The following is a 14,789-nucleotide window of genomic DNA, read 5'->3' as shown; positions in this document are numbered from 1 at the left end:
CCTAGACCACGGGCAGGGCGGCTTCCGGCCTGACGGCGAGGAGGTCTGCGATGTCGCGCAGGCCACGTTCCAGAAGCCCGCGATCCGGCACGGCGCTGAGGCAGATGCGCACGGCGTCCGGGTCTTCGTTGATGGCGAAGGCGTGTCCGGGTGTCACCACGATGCCGCGCGACAGGGCCTGCGCCGCGAACTGCGCCGTCCGCCACGGCGCCGGCAGTTCCAGCCAGACATGGAAGGAGCGGGGGTCGGCATGGAGCGGCAGGTGTCCGAGATACCTCGCGGCAAGCTGCTGCCTTGCCTCGGCCTCCCGTGTCTGGGCATCCGCCGCGGCCTCGGCGCCGCCATTCCCGATCAGGATGCGCGCGCATTCCGCCGCCACCGACGACGCCATCAGCGTGCTGCACCGGATCGCTCCGGCGAAGCGCCCGACCTGGCCGCGCGGGGCGACGAGGAAGCCGGTCCGCAGGCCAGGCGCCACCGACTTGGAAACGCTGGTGACGTGGACGACGCGGTCGCGGTCCATCTGGGCCAGCGGCTCGTGCCGGCCGGCGTGCAGGAAGCCGTAGACATCATCTTCCACGACGGTGATGTCGTGCGCGGCGGCAACCTTCAGGATCTCGCGCCGCCGCTCCGCGCTCATCGTCACGTTGGTCGGATTGTGCAGTGTCGGGATACAATAAAGGACGCGGGCGCCGCTGCGCGCGCAGGCCTCGGCCAGCGAGTCGGGGCGTAGCCCCTCGCCGTCCATCGCGACGGGGACAAGGCGAAGGCCCTGCGCCTGCGCCACCGCCTTGATGCCGGGCCACGTCAGTTCTTCCACCATGACCGCGTCGCCGGGCCGGCAGAGTGCCTGGAAGGTGATGCTTTGCCCGCCCTGGGCGCCGGAAACCAGGATCACCTCGTCCGGATCGACGTGCAGGCCCGTGCGCGCCAGCCAGTCCGCGCCCGCCCTGCGATGGTCCGCCCGGCCATTCGCCGGCTGATAGCCACCGACCTCTGCCCACCGCGCCGGGTCGGCAAGCTGCTGCATGGCCTGCGCCAGCGCGGGCCCGATCGGCGCATTGACCGGATAGTTCGCCGAGAAGTCGGCGACCTCGCTAGTGCGTTCGGCCGAGGGCAGGGTGCGGTGCAGGGCCTGCCCCAGATTGTCTCGATACGATCCGACCGGCGTATCGGGCCGCATCGCGGGGAAGCGGCCGTCGCCGCCGTCGTCGAAGACCGCCCCCTGACGCACGAATGTCCCCCGGCCGACGGTCGCATCGACCAGGCCACGCCGCTCCGCCTCGGCGTAGGCGCGGGTGATTGTCCCCACCGTCACCCCGATACGGTCGGCCAGCGCACGGTGCGTCGGCAGGCGCGTTCCGCCCGGAAGGCGACCTGCGGCGATGTCGTCGGCCAGTGCATCGGCGATCATCCGGTAGAGAGCGCCGTGTCGATTGTCCAGGTTTGGCTGCCACATTGTATCGCTACAAAAAAGCTATTGACCCTCTTCTTGGAGACAAAGTATCACAAAGCCAGAAACAATCCAAGAGCGATGTGGATTGTATCGATATAATATCCGCGAAAGACGTGAATGGGGTACGCGTCATGACAATACGCTTCTTCCAGGTCGATGCCTTCGCCGAGCGGCTGTTCAGCGGGAATCCGGCAGGCGTTTGCCCCTTGGACGAGTGGCTGCCGGACCAGACGATGCAGGCGATCGCGGCGGAGAACAATCTGGCGGAAACCGCTTTCTTCGTGCCCTCAAGGGACGCTGACGCGGATTACGACCTGCGCTGGTTCACGCCGACGGTGGAGATGGACCTGTGCGGCCACGCCACGCTGGCTACGGCCTACGTTCTTGCCGAGCAGTTCGGCGACGACAAGCCGGTGATTCGATTCTCCTCGATGAGCGGTCCGCTCGCCGTGGCGCGGGAGGGAGAACGTTTCGTCCTGGACTTCCCAGCCGCCCCGCCGCGGCGCGTGGCGGAACCGCAGTCCTACGCGGACGCATTGGGCGCGGCGCCGGCCGATGTCTGGCGCGGGGGCGATTTCGCGCTGGCGGTCTATGCAGACCAGACGGCCGTCGCGGATCTGCGCCCGGACCTGGAAAAGGTCGCGGCGCTGCCGGATGGCGCCGTGGTGGCGACGGCCGAGGGCGAGGCGCACGACTTCGTCTCGCGCTGCTTCGTGCCGAAGGCGGGGATTCCCGAGGACCCCGTGACCGGCTCGGCGCACTGCGCGCTGATTCCCTATTGGGCCGCGCGCCTGGGCAAGGCGGAGATGACCGCGCGGCAGATTTCCGCGCGCGGCGGCGAGTTGCACTGCCGCCTGGATGAAAACCGCGTGAAGATCGGAGGGCGCTGTGCCCTCTATCTGGAAGGGCGCCTGCTGATCTGAGCGCAAGCTTCGGAGTGCGGCGCCCGCGAGGCCGGGTCTAGGCTGCCCGGCAAGCGAGCATGAAAGGAGAAACAGCCATGTCCCGCAAGGCCTTGACCGTCAATGTGACGATCCCGATCCCCGAGCCGCGCGATGTCGGTGGGGCGATCAAGCGGATTCCCGTCGCGGTCTGGCATGTGGTCCTTACCTGGCAACAGCGCGCGGCCGAGCGCGCGCATCTTGCCGCGATGGACGAGCGAATGCGCCGGGACATGGGCCTCTCGTGGGAAGACGTCCGCCGCGAAGCCGACAAGCCGTTCTGGCGCGCCTGACGTCTGGCCGCGTGGTGGCGGTGCGGGCATAATGCCCGCGCCGACCGCCGACCCCGCACGATGGAGAACCAGAACGCATGCCGGACCGTGACGCGCTGTATTTCGAGGACTTCCACGTTGGCCGCCGCTTCGTCACCCGTGGCGTGACGCTCAGCGAGGCCGAGATCATCGACTTCGCCTTCAAGTACGACCCGCAGCCGTTCCATATCGACAAGGTCGCGGCCGCCCGCTCGCAATACGGCGGGCTGATCGCCAGCGGGTTTCACACGCTGTCGGCGGCGTTTCGCATGGCGATCCAGCAGAATATCTTCACGGCCGCCTCGATGGGCTCGCCTGGGTTGGACGAGGTGCGCTGGCTGAAGCCCGTCTACCCTGACGACACGCTCCACATGGAGCTGGAGGTCGTCCACGCCGAGCCATCGAAATCCCGCCCCGACCGGGGCCGGATCCGGGTGGCCTATACGGTGAAGAACCAGAAGGACGAGGCGGTGCTGACCTTCACCGCGATGCAGATCGTCAAGCGCCGGGCGGCCGAGGACGCGTCCGACGCCGCCGAGTAGACGGTTGGAAGCGAGCCGGCCCGGCATCCAGTCACCGACTTACAGGCAAAACGTATAGCTGTCGCCTGTTTCCGTGTCGGCGAGGTCGATATTGCGCCCCGACACGCGCCCGTGAAATGCCGTCCCGCTGAGGCTGTCGGTGCCACTGAACGCGTCGTCCTCGATCCTGAGAGTGAGCGCTTGGCCGTCGCCCGTTTGCAGGTTTGGCAGCGTTCCGGTAAGCCGCACACCCTCTGTCTCGTCCGCGATGTCCACGCTGTCGCCGTCGATGTCGCCCGTCACCGGAAACCGGCTGCCGGTGGCGAAGTCGAAGACGCCGTCAGGCTGGTGGTCTTCCACGATCACGCCGGCGGTGAAGGCGACCAGTCTGCGCACGGCCTCGCGCATGGCGGGTTCAGAAGTTCGCCCAGTCCGGTTTGCGCGCGGTCAGCCGGGCCTCCCCCGCCTCGAACGCACCCGCCTCGGCGCCGTCGAGCTGGTCCAGGCGGATCAGCGCCAGGCCCACGCCATCGACGGCGGAGCGCAGCGTCCCGGCCGGCTTGCCGTCGCGGCGGATGTCGGTGCCCGGCTCCGGGGCCGGTCCCTCGATCTCGACCGGGACAAGGCGCTTCTTCGAGAGCCCGCGGTACTTCATGCGTGCGGTAAGCTCCTGGCCCAGGTAGCAGCCCTTTTCCCACGACACGCCATGCAGCTCGTCGAAGCCGCTTTCCATCAGGGTTGCGCGCTCGACTTCCAGGTCGCCGCTGCCCTCGGGCACGCCGAGGCTCAGGCGGTGCCTGTCGTAGTCAGCGACCTCGCCCAGCGCGAATCCGGCCTCGCTCAGCGTTTCCTCCATCGACGCGCGCGGCAGGATGGCCCGCGCGCCAAGCGGGCCCAGGCGCGGATCGGTGAACGCCACGCCCGCGCCGAATGGCCTTGCATAGCCTTCCAGCGCCGGCAAATCCAAAAGGCCCAGCGCGCGCTCGCCGATCAGCGCCGCGACTGCCAACTCCTCGTTCGCGTCCAGAATATCCGCTTGCGCGCGCAGCTTGTAGATCGACAGCCGCTTGCGCAGATGCTCCCGCCGCTCCGCCTCGCAGTCCAGCCAAAGGTTGCCGTCCGGTCCTTCCGCGAGGAAGAACTCGTGCAGAAAGCGGCCCTGCGGTGTCAGGAAGGCGGACCAGATGGCGCGTTCGGCGCCGACCTGCATGACGTCATTGCTGACAATGCCTTGCAGGAAGCTGCGCGCGTCCGCGCCGGTGACGCGCAGGACGCCGCGATGGGCAAGCGGTACGGCAATCGGCTGTGTCATGTGGGCTTCGGCCACTCCCGCGCCATTGGTTTCGAGTTCCGTTCCGCATTTGGGCAAGCGCGGGCGGGTTGGCAAGGTATCCCCTCCACGCCTATAAGCGGCGCCGAAGCTGCCGCGTCACCGAAAGAGTCATGCGCATCCTCTTCATCACGGCCACCCGCATCGGCGACGCCATCCTGTCCACGGGCGTGCTCGACCACCTGCTGAAGCAGCATCCGGACGCCCGCGTCACCGTCGTTGCCGGCCCGGTCGCGGCGCCGCTGTTCCGGTGTGTTCCGGGGCTGGAGCGGCTGATCGCGATGCGCAAGCGGCGCTGGCACTGGCACTGGTTCGAACTGTGGGGACGATTGGCCACGCGCCGCTGGGACCTGATCGTGGACCTGCGCGCGACCGGCACGGCCTATTTCCTATGGGCGGGGCGGCGCCACGTCATCAGCCGGCGCAAGTCCGACAGCCTGCATCGGGTGGAGGAACTGGCCGCGCTTCTCGACCTGCCGGAGGCGCCGGCGCCGCGCCTGTGGCTGGGCGACGCCGACCGAGAGATGGCGGCGAAGCTGATCCCGGACGACGGTCCCGTGCTGGCCGTCGGGCCAGCGGCGAACTGGCGCGGCAAGCAATGGCGGGGCGAGCGTTTCGCTGAACTGGTGACGCGCTTGACGGCGGCGGACGGCTTGCTGCCGGGCGCGCGGGTCGCCGTCTTCGCCGCCGCGCACGAGCGGGAGCAGGCGAAGCCGGTGCTGGAGGCGCTGCCGGCTGAGCGCCGCATCGACCTTGTTGGCGAGGTGGACCTGCCGCAGGCGGGGGCGTGCCTGTCGCGCTGCGCGCTTTTTGTGGGCAACGACAGCGGCTTAATGCATCTGGCGGCCGCAACGGGGACGCCGACTCTCGGCCTGTTCGGCCCCAGCCCGCATCAGCGCTATCGCCCCTGGGGCGCGAAGGCGGCCTATGTGCGCACGCCGGAAAGCATGGCGGAACTGATCGGCCACGCGGACTACGATCACCGCACGACGGACACGCTGATGGACAGCCTGAGCATCGATGCCGTGGAGGCCGCCGCTCGTGATTTGTGGGCGCGGGTCGGTTAGCTCGGCGCCGCTTCGGGCAGGCTGGCCACCACGTCTTCGACCCGTAGTTCTGTCAGCGTCTCGCGTTGCAGCGTACGCACCCAGGGACCGCGCGGCGCCACCTTGACCGGATCGGACTCGGCGGAAAAGAGAACCACCGACGGACAGCCGGCGGCGGCGATCAGATGCATCGGCCCGGTGTCGTTGCCGACCGCCAGCTTGGCCCGGCGCGCCAGTTCCGCCAGATCGGCGAAGTCCGTCTGCCCGTGCAGGTCGCGCGCCGCCGGGCAGGCTTGCCGGATTTCCGCGATCTCGGATGCTTCGCTGGCCGTACCGAGAAGGACGGGAACCATGCCGAGATCCGCCAGATGCTGGCCCAAGGCCGCGAAGTGCGCAGCCGGCCAGCGCTTCGCCGGGCGATGCGGCGCCCCGCCGGGCACCAGCAGCGCGAAGCGCGGCGGCAGCTGGAAGCGGGCGGTGTCGGCGGTGAGGAACGACAGGTCCGGCAGACCGATGGCGGTGATGCCGGCAAGCGCAAGCTGCTCCGCCTCGCGCTCGGCGATGTGGCGGCGGTCGCCGGCGCCGTCGTAGCGGTGGCTGGCGCCCGGCGCGCGGCCGACCCATTCCGGCTTGCGCCGGCCGAACAGCCGCAGGTACCAACCCGTGCGGCTGGAGCGTTGCAGGTCGTAGACCCGCTGGAACCCGCCGCCGCGAAGCCGCCGGGCCAGTCGCCACCACGCTGCCGGCTGCGTCAGCGGCGGGCGCGAATCGATCCAGACGGCGTCGAACAGGCCGCTGGCCTCGGCGATGGCGCGGTAGGGCTTGGTGGTCAGCAGCGTGATGTGCGCGGCCGGGTGATGCCGCCGGATGGCCTGGAACGCCGCCGTCGCCAGGACGAAATCGCCCAGGGCGGAATGCTTGATGATAAGGATACGCTGCGGTTCGGCCATGAGTATTGCAAGCAAACGATGGACAGCGGCCGTCCCCTCCTACACAAGATCGGCCGTGTCCGCTATGCAAAGAAGGCTGCGGAGGCAAGAGGACCAATGCGTGTGATGCAGCTTCTGGCCGGGGCGCCGCAGGGCGGGGCGGAGACCTTCTTCGTCTCGCTGGTGACGGCACTGCACAGGGCCGGCTTCGACCAGCATGCGGTCATCCGCGGCAATCCAGCCCGCGCGGAGGCCCTGCGCAACGGCGGCGTGGAGCCGGTGCAGCTTCCCTTCGGCCAGTGGCTGGACTTCAGCACGGGACGGGCGCTGAAGCGGGAGGTCGCGCGCTATCGCCCGGACATCGTGCTGGCCTACATGAACCGGGCGGCGTCGTGGATGCCCGCCGGCCCGCACCTGAAGCTGGCGCGGCTGGGCGGTTACTACGACATCAAGTATTACCGCCGCTGCGACCATCTGCTGTGTATCACGCAGGACATCCGCCGGCATGTTATCGACCAGGGCTGGCCAGCGGCGCGAGCGCATTACATGCCGAACTTCGCCACGCCCGACGCGCACCCGGCGGCCGAGCGCGCCGCGCACGACACGCCGGCGGACGCGCCGCTGCTGATGGTTCCAAGCCGCCTGCACACCGCCAAGGGGCTGGACGTGATGCTGCGGGCGCTGACAAGCCTGCCGGGCGTGTATCTTTGGCTGGCGGGCGAGGGGCCGGAACGCGCGGCGCTGGAAAACCTTGCACACGAGCTTGGCGTGGCGGAGCGTGTGCGTTTCCTTGGCTGGCGGGCCGACAAGGGGGCGGTGTTCCGCGCCGCCGACGTGGTGGTTTTCCCCTCGCGCTACGAGCCGTTCGGCACGGTCAGCCTGGAGGCCTGGGCCTACGAGCGGCCGCTGGTCGCCGCCGACGCCGCCGGCCCGGCGGGCCTCGTGCGCCCGGAGGAGGACGCGTTGCTGGTGCCCAAGGACGACGCCGAGGCGCTGGCCGACGCCATCCGCCGCGTGCTGGAAGAGCCGGGACTGGCCGCGCGGTTGGTGGAAGCCGGCCGCCAACGTTACCGGGCCGAGTTCACCGAGGAGGCCTGTGTGCGGCGCTATCGCGAGATGTTCGAGCGGTTGCTGGCCGAACGCGAACGCTGGAAGGAGAGCGCATGACCGACACTTATGACCTGCTCATCAGGGGCGGCACCGTCGTCACTCCGTGGGGCGCGGAGACCTGCGATCTTGGCGTGCGCGACGACCTGATCGCCGCCCTGGGCGACCTGGGCGGCGCCTCTGCCGGCGAGACGGTGGACGCGGCCGGGCTGCACGTCCTGCCGGGCGTGATCGACAGCCAGGTACATTTCCGCGAGCCGGGTCTGGACCACAAGGAAGACCTGGAGAGCGGCACCCGCGCGGCCATCCTGGGCGGCGTCACCAGCATCTTCGAGATGCCGAACACCAAGCCGCCGACGGTGACGCCCGAGGCGCTTCGGGACAAGCTGGATCGCGCGCGCGGCCGTGCCTGGTGCGACCACGCCTTCTTCGTCGGCGGCAGCCCGGACAACGCCGACGAGCTTGCGGAGATGGAGCGCCTGCCCGGCTGCGCCGGTATCAAGGTGTTCATGGGCTCGTCCACCGGCACGCTGCTGGTCGAGGACGAGGAGACCCTGGCCATTGTCGCGAGCAGCGTTCGCCGCCGCTTCGCCGTGCATGCCGAGGACGAGGCCCGGCTGCGCGAGCGCCTTGGCATCGCACGCGACAGCGGCGACGTGCGCGACCATCCGAACTGGCGCGACGTCGAGGCGGCGGTGCTGGCGACCACGCGGATCGTGCAACTCTGTCGGCGGTATGGCGGGCGCGTGCAGGTGCTGCACGTCTCCACCGCCGAGGAGATGGAGGTGCTGGCCGCCTACAAGGACGTCGCCACCGTCGAGGTGACGCCGCAGCACCTCACCCTGGCCGCGCCGGAGTGCTACGAGCGCTTCGGCACGCACGCGCAGATGAACCCGCCGATCCGCGACGCCCGGCACCGCGAGGGCCTGTGGCGCGCGCTTTCGCAGGGGATCGTGGACGTCATCGGCTCCGACCACGCGCCGCACAGCGCGGAGGAGAAGGAGCGCGCCTACCCGACCTCGCCCTCCGGCATTCCCGGCGTTCAGACGCTGCTGCCGATCATGCTGAACCACGTCGCCGAAGGGCGGCTGAGCCTGCAGCGGCTGGTGGAGCTGACGGCGCACGGCCCGGCGCGGGTCTATAACGTCGCCCGCAAGGGCCGCGTCGCGGTCGGCTTCGACGCGGATCTGACGCTCGTGGACCTGAAGGCGCGTCGCGAGATCACGCTGGACTGGCTGGCCTCGAAAAGCGGCTGGTCGCCCTTCGCCGGCATGCAGGTGACGGGCTGGCCGGTGGCGACGGTGCTGCGCGGCCAGCCGGTGGCGCGCGACGGCGAGTTGCAAGGCAAACCCGCCGGTGAGCCGGTGCGCTTCCTGGAATGCCTGCCGCCCGAGGCGGCGTGATGGCTGAGCCGGACGACAGCGTCGGCAGCAGCGCCAAGCCGAAGCGCAAGGCCGTCACCCTGGCCCTGCAGGGCGGCGGTGCGCATGGCGCCTTCACCTGGGGTGTGCTGGAACGTCTGCTCGCCGACGAGCGGCTGGAGATCGAGGGCATCAGCGGCACCTCGGCGGGCGCGATGAACGGCACCGTCGTGGCCGAGGGCTTGATGCAGGGCGGCCGGCAAGGCGCGATCCGGGCGCTGGAGCACTTCTGGGGCGCGGTGTCGAGGATTGGCCGCTTCGCCCCCTTCGTGCGAACGCCGTTCGATATGGCGGGGCAGGCGTGGAACCTGGATTACACGCCCAGCTACATGATATTTGACGCGATCAGCCGCTATCTCTCCCCCTACCAGTTCAATCCGGCGAACCTGAACCCGGTCCTGGACGTCCTGGAAAGCGCGGTCGATTTCGACCTCGTGCGCCGCTGCGACCAGGTGCAGCTCTATGTCTCCGCCACCTCGGTGCGCACCGGCAAGATCCGGGTATTCGGGCGCGAGGAGATTACCGCGAAGGCGGTCATGGCCTCGGCCTGCCTGCCGCAGGTGTTCCAGGCGGTGGAGATCGACGGCGAGCCGTATTGGGACGGCGGCTACATGGGCAACCCGGCGCTGTACCCCCTGATCTACAACTGCGCCTCTCCCGATGTCGTCATCGTGCAGGTGAATCCGATCGAGCGCAGCGAGACGCCCACCACGACGCCCGAGATCGTGGACCGGCTCAATGAAGTCACCTTCAATGCCACCCTGATGCGGGAGATGCGCGCCATCGCCTTCGTCTCCCGCCTGCTGGAAGAACACGAGATCGATCCCAAGCGCTACAAACGGGTGCTGATGCACCGCGTGGACGTGCCGGAGGAAATGACCCGCTACAACGCCTCGTCCAAGATGAACGCGGAGTGGGACTTCCTCTGCCACCTGCGCGAACTCGGCAACCGGCAGGGCGAGGCATGGCTGCAAGAGAACTTCGACGCCCTGGGCCAGCGCTCCACCATCGATATCGAGGGCGAATACCTCTAGGCCGCCGCTGGGCCGCGCAGCGCCCTTGCGACCTCAACGGCCGGCCCAGCCGCGAAGTCTAAAGTCCAAGTTCCGTCCGCGCCCAGGTCAGCAGGATCAGCGTGCCCGAGCCGGCGGCGACGCCGATCAGCATGTTGCGGCGGCTGAGCAGGAAGAATGCCGCCAGCGCCGCGCCGGCGGCGAGCAGACGGTCCAGCAGCGCGGTCTCGGCGACGATGCCCATCGGCAGGACGATCATCCGCGCGACCAGCCCGGCCAGCAGCGCGAAGGCGACGCAGGCCACCCACGCGAAAACGGCGCCGTCGGGGTCGATGCGCCCGGAAAGCAGCACCCCGAGCGCGCGCCATGCGTAGGTGACGACAGCACCGGCGGCCAGCAGGATCAGCGGCCAGTATACGGACGATTCCTGTAGCGCTTCAGGCACGGCGGCGCGCACCAAGCTGACGGTCGGCCACGTAGACGGCGGTGCCGGCGATAAGTCCCGTCGCCAGCAGACCCCAATCGGGCGAGGCCAGGTGCATGAGTGGCCCGCAGACCGCGCCGAAGCCGAGGGAAAGCGCCCGCGCCCTGCGCCGCACGTCGCCGACGAAGAGCAGCATGAAATAGAGCGGGTTCAGGAACACGAGACCCAGGTTGACCATCGCCGGCACGGCCCCGGCCAGCGCGTAACCCGCCGCCGTCGCGACGATGGTGAGCACCCAAAGCGTCCCGGCGAAGGCGAAGTAGTAGGGCATCCGCGACTCGCCCGGCATATCCGGGCACTCGCGCATCGCCACGGCCCAGCCGGTGACCGCGACCAGGTGCGCCGCCGCGAAGGGCTGCCAGCGTGGCGTTTTCCCCGTGTTCAGCACCGGCATCAGCGTGATCGTCATGGGCAGCAGCCGCGCCTGCGCCATCGCCACGGCAAGCGAGATGGCGAACAGCGAGGCGCCCGCCGCGTACATCTCCACCAGTGCGATCTGCCCCGGCAGGCCCCAGCCGGTCGCGGTCGAGAGCATGCCGTGCCACACCGACAGCCCGGCATGACGCACCAGCGCGCCGAAGCCGACGAAGCTGGCGCACATGACGATGGCGGGCACGCCGACCGCCTCCCGGATGCCCTTGAAGACAGGGCGCTGGCGTCGATTCCCGCTTATGGTGGTGTTGCTGGAAGCCCGATTCATGGGCGACGACTATATCGCGCCACGCGGACGATGGAACCCGCCGCCGGCCCGGTGCCGCGGAACATGGCTTCCCGGCGCGCGCGGCTCCGGGTTCGAGTTGCGTAGCGACCCGATTTCGCCCAGGTTAACCTTGATTTGTAAACGGGGGCATCGCGTAAACCTCGGGGGCAGGGGAAAATGAAAACGGCGTTGATTACGGGCGCCACCGGCCAGGACGGCGGCCTGCTGGCGGAGTTCCTGCTGGCCAAGGGCTACATCGTTCACGGGATAAAGCGCCGCTCGTCGTCCTTCAACACCGGGCGGGTCGAGCATCTTTATCAGGACCCGCACGAGGCGGACCGGCGGTTCATCCTGCATTACGGGGACATGACGGACCCGACCAACCTGATCCGTATCATCCAGGACGTGCAGCCCGACGAGATCTACAATCTGGCGGCCCAGAGCCACGTGCAGGTCAGCTTCGAGACGCCGGAATACACCGCCAATGCCGACGGTCTGGGCACACTGCGTATCCTGGAGGCGCTGCGTATTCTGGGGATGGGCGAGCGCACCCGATTCTACCAGGCCTCCACCTCCGAGCTGTTCGGCGACGCGCCGGCCCCGCAGAGCGAGGCGACGCCGTTCCGTCCGCGCAGCCCCTATGCCGCCGCCAAGCTCTATGCCTACTGGATCGTGGTGAACTACCGCGAGGCCTATGGCATGCACGCCTCGAACGGCATCCTGTTCAACCACGAGGGCGCGACGCGCGGCGAGACCTTCGTCACGCGCAAGATCACCCGCGCGGTCGCGGCCATCGAGGCCGGCCTGCAGGAGCGGCTGTACCTGGGCAACATGGATGCAATGCGCGACTGGGGCCATGCCCGCGACTATGTCGAAGGAATGTGGCGCATCGTCCAGCAGGAGACGCCCGACGACTATGTCCTTGCTACCGGCGAGGCGCATTCGGTGCGCGAGTTCGTCGAAGCGGCCTTCGCCCACGTCGGTATCGGTATCGAATGGCGCGGCAGCGGCGTGGACGAGACGGGCATCGACGCCGCCACCGGACGCGTGCTGGTGGAGGTCGATCCGCGCTATTTCCGGCCGACGGAGGTGCCGTTCCTCCAGGGCGACGCGAGTAAGGCGCGGGCGACGCTGGGCTGGCAGCCGAAGGTCGGCTTCCGGCAACTGGTGCAGGAGATGGTGCAAGCCGACCGGCAGCGGATTGCCCTGGAACACAACGCCGGACGGCGCGAGGCGGGATGAGCGACGTCGCACCCCTGGACCCGCCCTATGACCTGACCGGCAAGCGCCTCTGGGTGGCCGGCCATCGTGGCATGGTGGGCGCCGCCGTCGCGCGCCGGCTGGCGAGCGAACCGTGCGAGGTCGTGACGGCCGGGCGCGAAAGGCTGGACCTGCGCCGCCAGCGCGAGGCGGAGGACTGGATGGCCGAGGCGCGTCCGCATGCAATTGTCCTGGCCGCTGCAACCGTGGGCGGCATTCTGGCGAACCAGTCGCGTCCGGCGGACTTCCTCCACGATAACCTGGCGATCGAGGCGAACGTCATCGAGGCCGCGGCCCGCGTCGGCGTGGAGAAGCTGCTGCTGCTCGGCTCGTCGTGCATCTACCCGCGCGAGGCCGCGCAGCCGATCCGCGAGGAAGCGCTGCTGACGGGGCCCTTGGAGCCGACGAACGAGTGGTACGCCATCGCCAAGATCGCCGGCATCAAGCTGTGCCAGGCCTATCGCCGGCAGCACGGCCGCGACTTCATTTCCGCGATGCCGACGAACCTTTACGGCCCCGGCGACAACTTCGACCCGCGCGAAAGCCACGTCGTTCCCGCCCTGATGCGCCGGATGCTGGAGGCGGCGGAACAGGGCGAATCGCGGGTCACCGTCTGGGGCACCGGCCGGCCGCGCCGCGAGTTCCTCTACGTCGAGGACTGCGCCGACGCCCTGGTGCACATGCTGAAATATTACTCGGGGGAGATGCACCTGAACGTCGGCACGGGCGAGGACCTGACGATTGCCGAACTGGCCCGGCTGATCGCGAAGGTCGTCGGCTTCGAGGGCGAGATCGCGTTCGACACCTCGATGCCGGACGGCACGCCGCGCAAGCTGCTGGACGTCTCGCGGCAAACGGCGCTTGGCTGGCGACCGAGGACGACGCTTGAGGACGGCCTGCGGGCGACGCGCGACTGGTTCCTGCGGAACCGCGACCGGGCCCGCACCGGAGCTTGAGCCGCCGATGCGCATCCTGGTGCACGACTTTCCGGGCTATGCCTTTCCCTTTCAGCTCAGCCGCTGGTTGGCCGCGCAGGGGCATGAGGTGCTGCACTTGTTCTCCACCTCCATCGAGGCGCCGCGCGGGCGCACCGACGCCCGGCCCGACGACCCGCCGACCCTGACCATCGAGGCCGTCAACCTGGGAGCGGCACTCAGCAAGTACGACCTGCCGCGCCGCCTGTTGCAGGAGCGAGGCTATGGCCGGCTGCTGGCCCGGCGGCTCGACGCCTTCGCGCCGGATGCCGTGATCTCCGGCAACTGTAGTCCGGGGGTGCAGCGCGCCCTGCTGCGCGCGGCGCATCGAGCCGGCGCGCGCTTCGTCTATTGGCTGCACGACATCTATTACTTCGCGCTGGAGAGGGCGTTGGCGAGCCGCCTGCCACGCCTGGGCCGGCCCGCCGTCGGCGTGCTGCGCCGCATGGAGATGGCCGCGCTTCGCGACAGCGACGGCGTCGTCGCCATCACCGAGGACTTCCGGCCGATCCTGGCGCGGGGCGGCGTGGCGGCGGAGCGCGTGCACGTGATCGAGAACTGGGCCCCGCTGGCCGAGGCGACGCCGCCGGCGACGCGAACATGGCGCGAGGAGCACGGCCTGGAAGGGCGCTTCCTGTTCCTCTATTCCGGCACGCTGGGCCTGAAGCACAATCCGGCGCTGCTGGCGGCGCTGGCCCGCGCCTTTCGCGACGACCCGGAGGTGGCGGTGGTCGTCGTCACGCAGGGCCTGGGCCGCGATTGGCTGGAGCGGGCGAAAGCATCCGAGGGACTGCGGAACCTTGTCCTGCTGGACTACCAGCCGGCGGCCCGCGTGCCGGAGGTCATCGGCGCCGGCGACGTGCTGGTGGCGATCCTGGAGCCTTATGCCGGGGTGCTGTCGGTACCTTCGAAGGTACTGACCTACCTGTGCAGCGGCCGGCCCATCCTCGGCGCCGTGCCGACCTCCAACCTGGCCGCGCGGACGGTCGAAGGGGCGGGTGCAGGACTTGTGGTTCCGCCGGAGGACGAGGCCGGTTTCGCCGCCGCCGCCCGGCGGCTACGGTCCGACGATGACCTGCGCCAGCGTCTTGGCAGGGCCGGACGCGCTTATGCCGAAGCCGCCTTCGACATCGACCGTATCGGTCAGCGTATGCTGGCGGTGCTGCAAGGCGAAGGGAACGGGACCTAGACGACATGTCCGTCACGGGGGCGGGTGGCCCGCCTCCAGGTGTGCTGAGATACGTGGGTTGCACCGGCGGGTGCCGAGCCACAAGCACAGTGGAGACGGACCATGGA

At 69.3% G+C, this 14,789-nt stretch carries 16 protein-coding genes; 10 read left to right on the top strand and 6 right to left on the bottom strand.

The annotated features are described in order from the left end of the window. Position 1: 1 nt before the first annotated feature. Positions 2-1,459, bottom strand: a complete 1,458-nt coding sequence (locus DRB17_RS12320) for an aminotransferase-like domain-containing protein (protein WP_114582517.1) — start codon at positions 1,457-1,459, stop codon at positions 2-4. 128 nt (positions 1,460-1,587) lie between these two features. On the opposite strand from DRB17_RS12320, the gene DRB17_RS12315 reads away from it, so the two are divergent. From DRB17_RS12315 to DRB17_RS12305, 3 genes are all read left to right on the top strand, one after another. Beyond that, positions 1,588-2,379: a PhzF family phenazine biosynthesis protein gene (locus tag DRB17_RS12315; RefSeq protein ID WP_114582516.1), complete on the top strand. Its 792-nt coding sequence runs from the start codon at positions 1,588-1,590 to the stop codon at positions 2,377-2,379. A gap of 77 nt (positions 2,380-2,456) precedes the next feature. After that, positions 2,457-2,690: a DUF1127 domain-containing protein gene (locus DRB17_RS12310; RefSeq protein WP_161958801.1), complete on the top strand. Its 234-nt coding sequence runs from the start codon at positions 2,457-2,459 to the stop codon at positions 2,688-2,690. A 77-nt stretch (positions 2,691-2,767) separates the two neighbouring features. After that, positions 2,768-3,250, top strand: a complete 483-nt coding sequence (locus DRB17_RS12305) for a MaoC family dehydratase (protein WP_114582514.1) — start codon at positions 2,768-2,770, stop codon at positions 3,248-3,250. A 39-nt stretch (positions 3,251-3,289) separates the two neighbouring features. Here the strand turns inward: DRB17_RS12305 and DRB17_RS12300 are convergent, their stop codons facing one another. Further along, on the bottom strand, positions 3,290-3,637 hold the full coding sequence (locus DRB17_RS12300) for a hypothetical protein (protein WP_114582513.1): 348 nt from the start codon (positions 3,635-3,637) through the stop codon (positions 3,290-3,292). Between the two features lie 7 nt (positions 3,638-3,644). Continuing rightward, a complete protein-coding gene (ygfZ, locus tag DRB17_RS12295) occupies positions 3,645-4,541 on the bottom strand; it encodes a CAF17-like 4Fe-4S cluster assembly/insertion protein YgfZ (protein ID WP_114582512.1) in 897 nt (298 codons plus the stop codon). Positions 4,542-4,672: 131 nt separating this feature from the next. On the opposite strand from ygfZ, the gene DRB17_RS12290 reads away from it, so the two are divergent. Next, on the top strand, positions 4,673-5,626 hold the full coding sequence (locus DRB17_RS12290) for a glycosyltransferase family 9 protein (RefSeq protein ID WP_114582511.1): 954 nt from the start codon (positions 4,673-4,675) through the stop codon (positions 5,624-5,626). Here the strand turns inward: DRB17_RS12290 and DRB17_RS12285 are convergent. Further along, complete coding sequence (locus DRB17_RS12285; protein ID WP_114582510.1) at positions 5,623-6,555, bottom strand: glycosyltransferase family 9 protein; 933 nt, start codon at positions 6,553-6,555, stop codon at positions 5,623-5,625. The two genes, DRB17_RS12290 and DRB17_RS12285, sit on opposite strands and share 4 nt — an antisense overlap. Before the next feature lie 96 nt (positions 6,556-6,651). Here DRB17_RS12285 and DRB17_RS12280 point away from each other — a divergent pair, with 96 nt between their 5' ends. From DRB17_RS12280 to DRB17_RS12270, 3 genes are read left to right on the top strand one after another with little or no spacing between them, the layout of a single operon-like run. Continuing rightward, on the top strand, positions 6,652-7,701 hold the full coding sequence (locus DRB17_RS12280; RefSeq protein ID WP_114582509.1) for a glycosyltransferase: 1,050 nt from the start codon (positions 6,652-6,654) through the stop codon (positions 7,699-7,701). Then, positions 7,698-9,044: a dihydroorotase gene (locus tag DRB17_RS12275; RefSeq protein WP_114582508.1), complete on the top strand. Its 1,347-nt coding sequence runs from the start codon at positions 7,698-7,700 to the stop codon at positions 9,042-9,044. Before DRB17_RS12280 ends, DRB17_RS12275 begins: the two co-directional genes overlap by 4 nt. Continuing rightward, complete coding sequence (locus DRB17_RS12270; RefSeq protein WP_114582597.1) at positions 9,044-10,096, top strand: patatin-like phospholipase family protein; 1,053 nt, start codon at positions 9,044-9,046, stop codon at positions 10,094-10,096. Before DRB17_RS12275 ends, DRB17_RS12270 begins: the two co-directional genes overlap by 1 nt. 58 nt (positions 10,097-10,154) lie before the next feature. Here DRB17_RS12270 and DRB17_RS12265 read toward each other — a convergent pair whose 3' ends face one another. Together DRB17_RS12265 and DRB17_RS12260 are read right to left on the bottom strand one after the other, a co-directional pair. After that, a complete protein-coding gene (locus tag DRB17_RS12265) occupies positions 10,155-10,520 on the bottom strand; it encodes an AzlD domain-containing protein (protein ID WP_114582596.1) in 366 nt (121 codons plus the stop codon). Continuing rightward, a complete protein-coding gene (locus DRB17_RS12260) occupies positions 10,513-11,259 on the bottom strand; it encodes an AzlC family ABC transporter permease (protein WP_114582507.1) in 747 nt (248 codons plus the stop codon). Before DRB17_RS12260 ends, DRB17_RS12265 begins: the two co-directional genes overlap by 8 nt. 177 nt (positions 11,260-11,436) lie before the next feature. On the opposite strand from DRB17_RS12260, the gene gmd reads away from it, so the two are divergent. The 3 genes from gmd to DRB17_RS12245 are packed head-to-tail and all read left to right on the top strand — an operon-like array spanning position 11,437 to position 14,682. Continuing rightward, on the top strand, positions 11,437-12,501 hold the full coding sequence (gene gmd / locus DRB17_RS12255) for a GDP-mannose 4,6-dehydratase (RefSeq protein ID WP_114582506.1): 1,065 nt from the start codon (positions 11,437-11,439) through the stop codon (positions 12,499-12,501). Continuing rightward, entirely contained in the window at positions 12,498-13,475 is a 978-nt protein-coding gene (gene fcl / locus DRB17_RS12250) for a GDP-L-fucose synthase (RefSeq protein ID WP_114582505.1), read from the top strand. The genes gmd and fcl overlap by 4 nt, the downstream gene beginning before the upstream one ends. A gap of 7 nt (positions 13,476-13,482) precedes the next feature. Continuing rightward, positions 13,483-14,682: a glycosyltransferase family 4 protein gene (locus DRB17_RS12245; protein ID WP_114582504.1), complete on the top strand. Its 1,200-nt coding sequence runs from the start codon at positions 13,483-13,485 to the stop codon at positions 14,680-14,682. Positions 14,683-14,789 lie beyond the last annotated feature (107 nt).

Origin of the sequence: Ferruginivarius sediminum (genome assembly GCF_003344765.1) — a bacterium.
GTDB lineage: Bacteria > Pseudomonadota > Alphaproteobacteria > Kiloniellales > Rhodovibrionaceae > Ferruginivarius > Ferruginivarius sediminum.
This window is presented reverse-complemented; position numbering and strand designations above follow the sequence as displayed.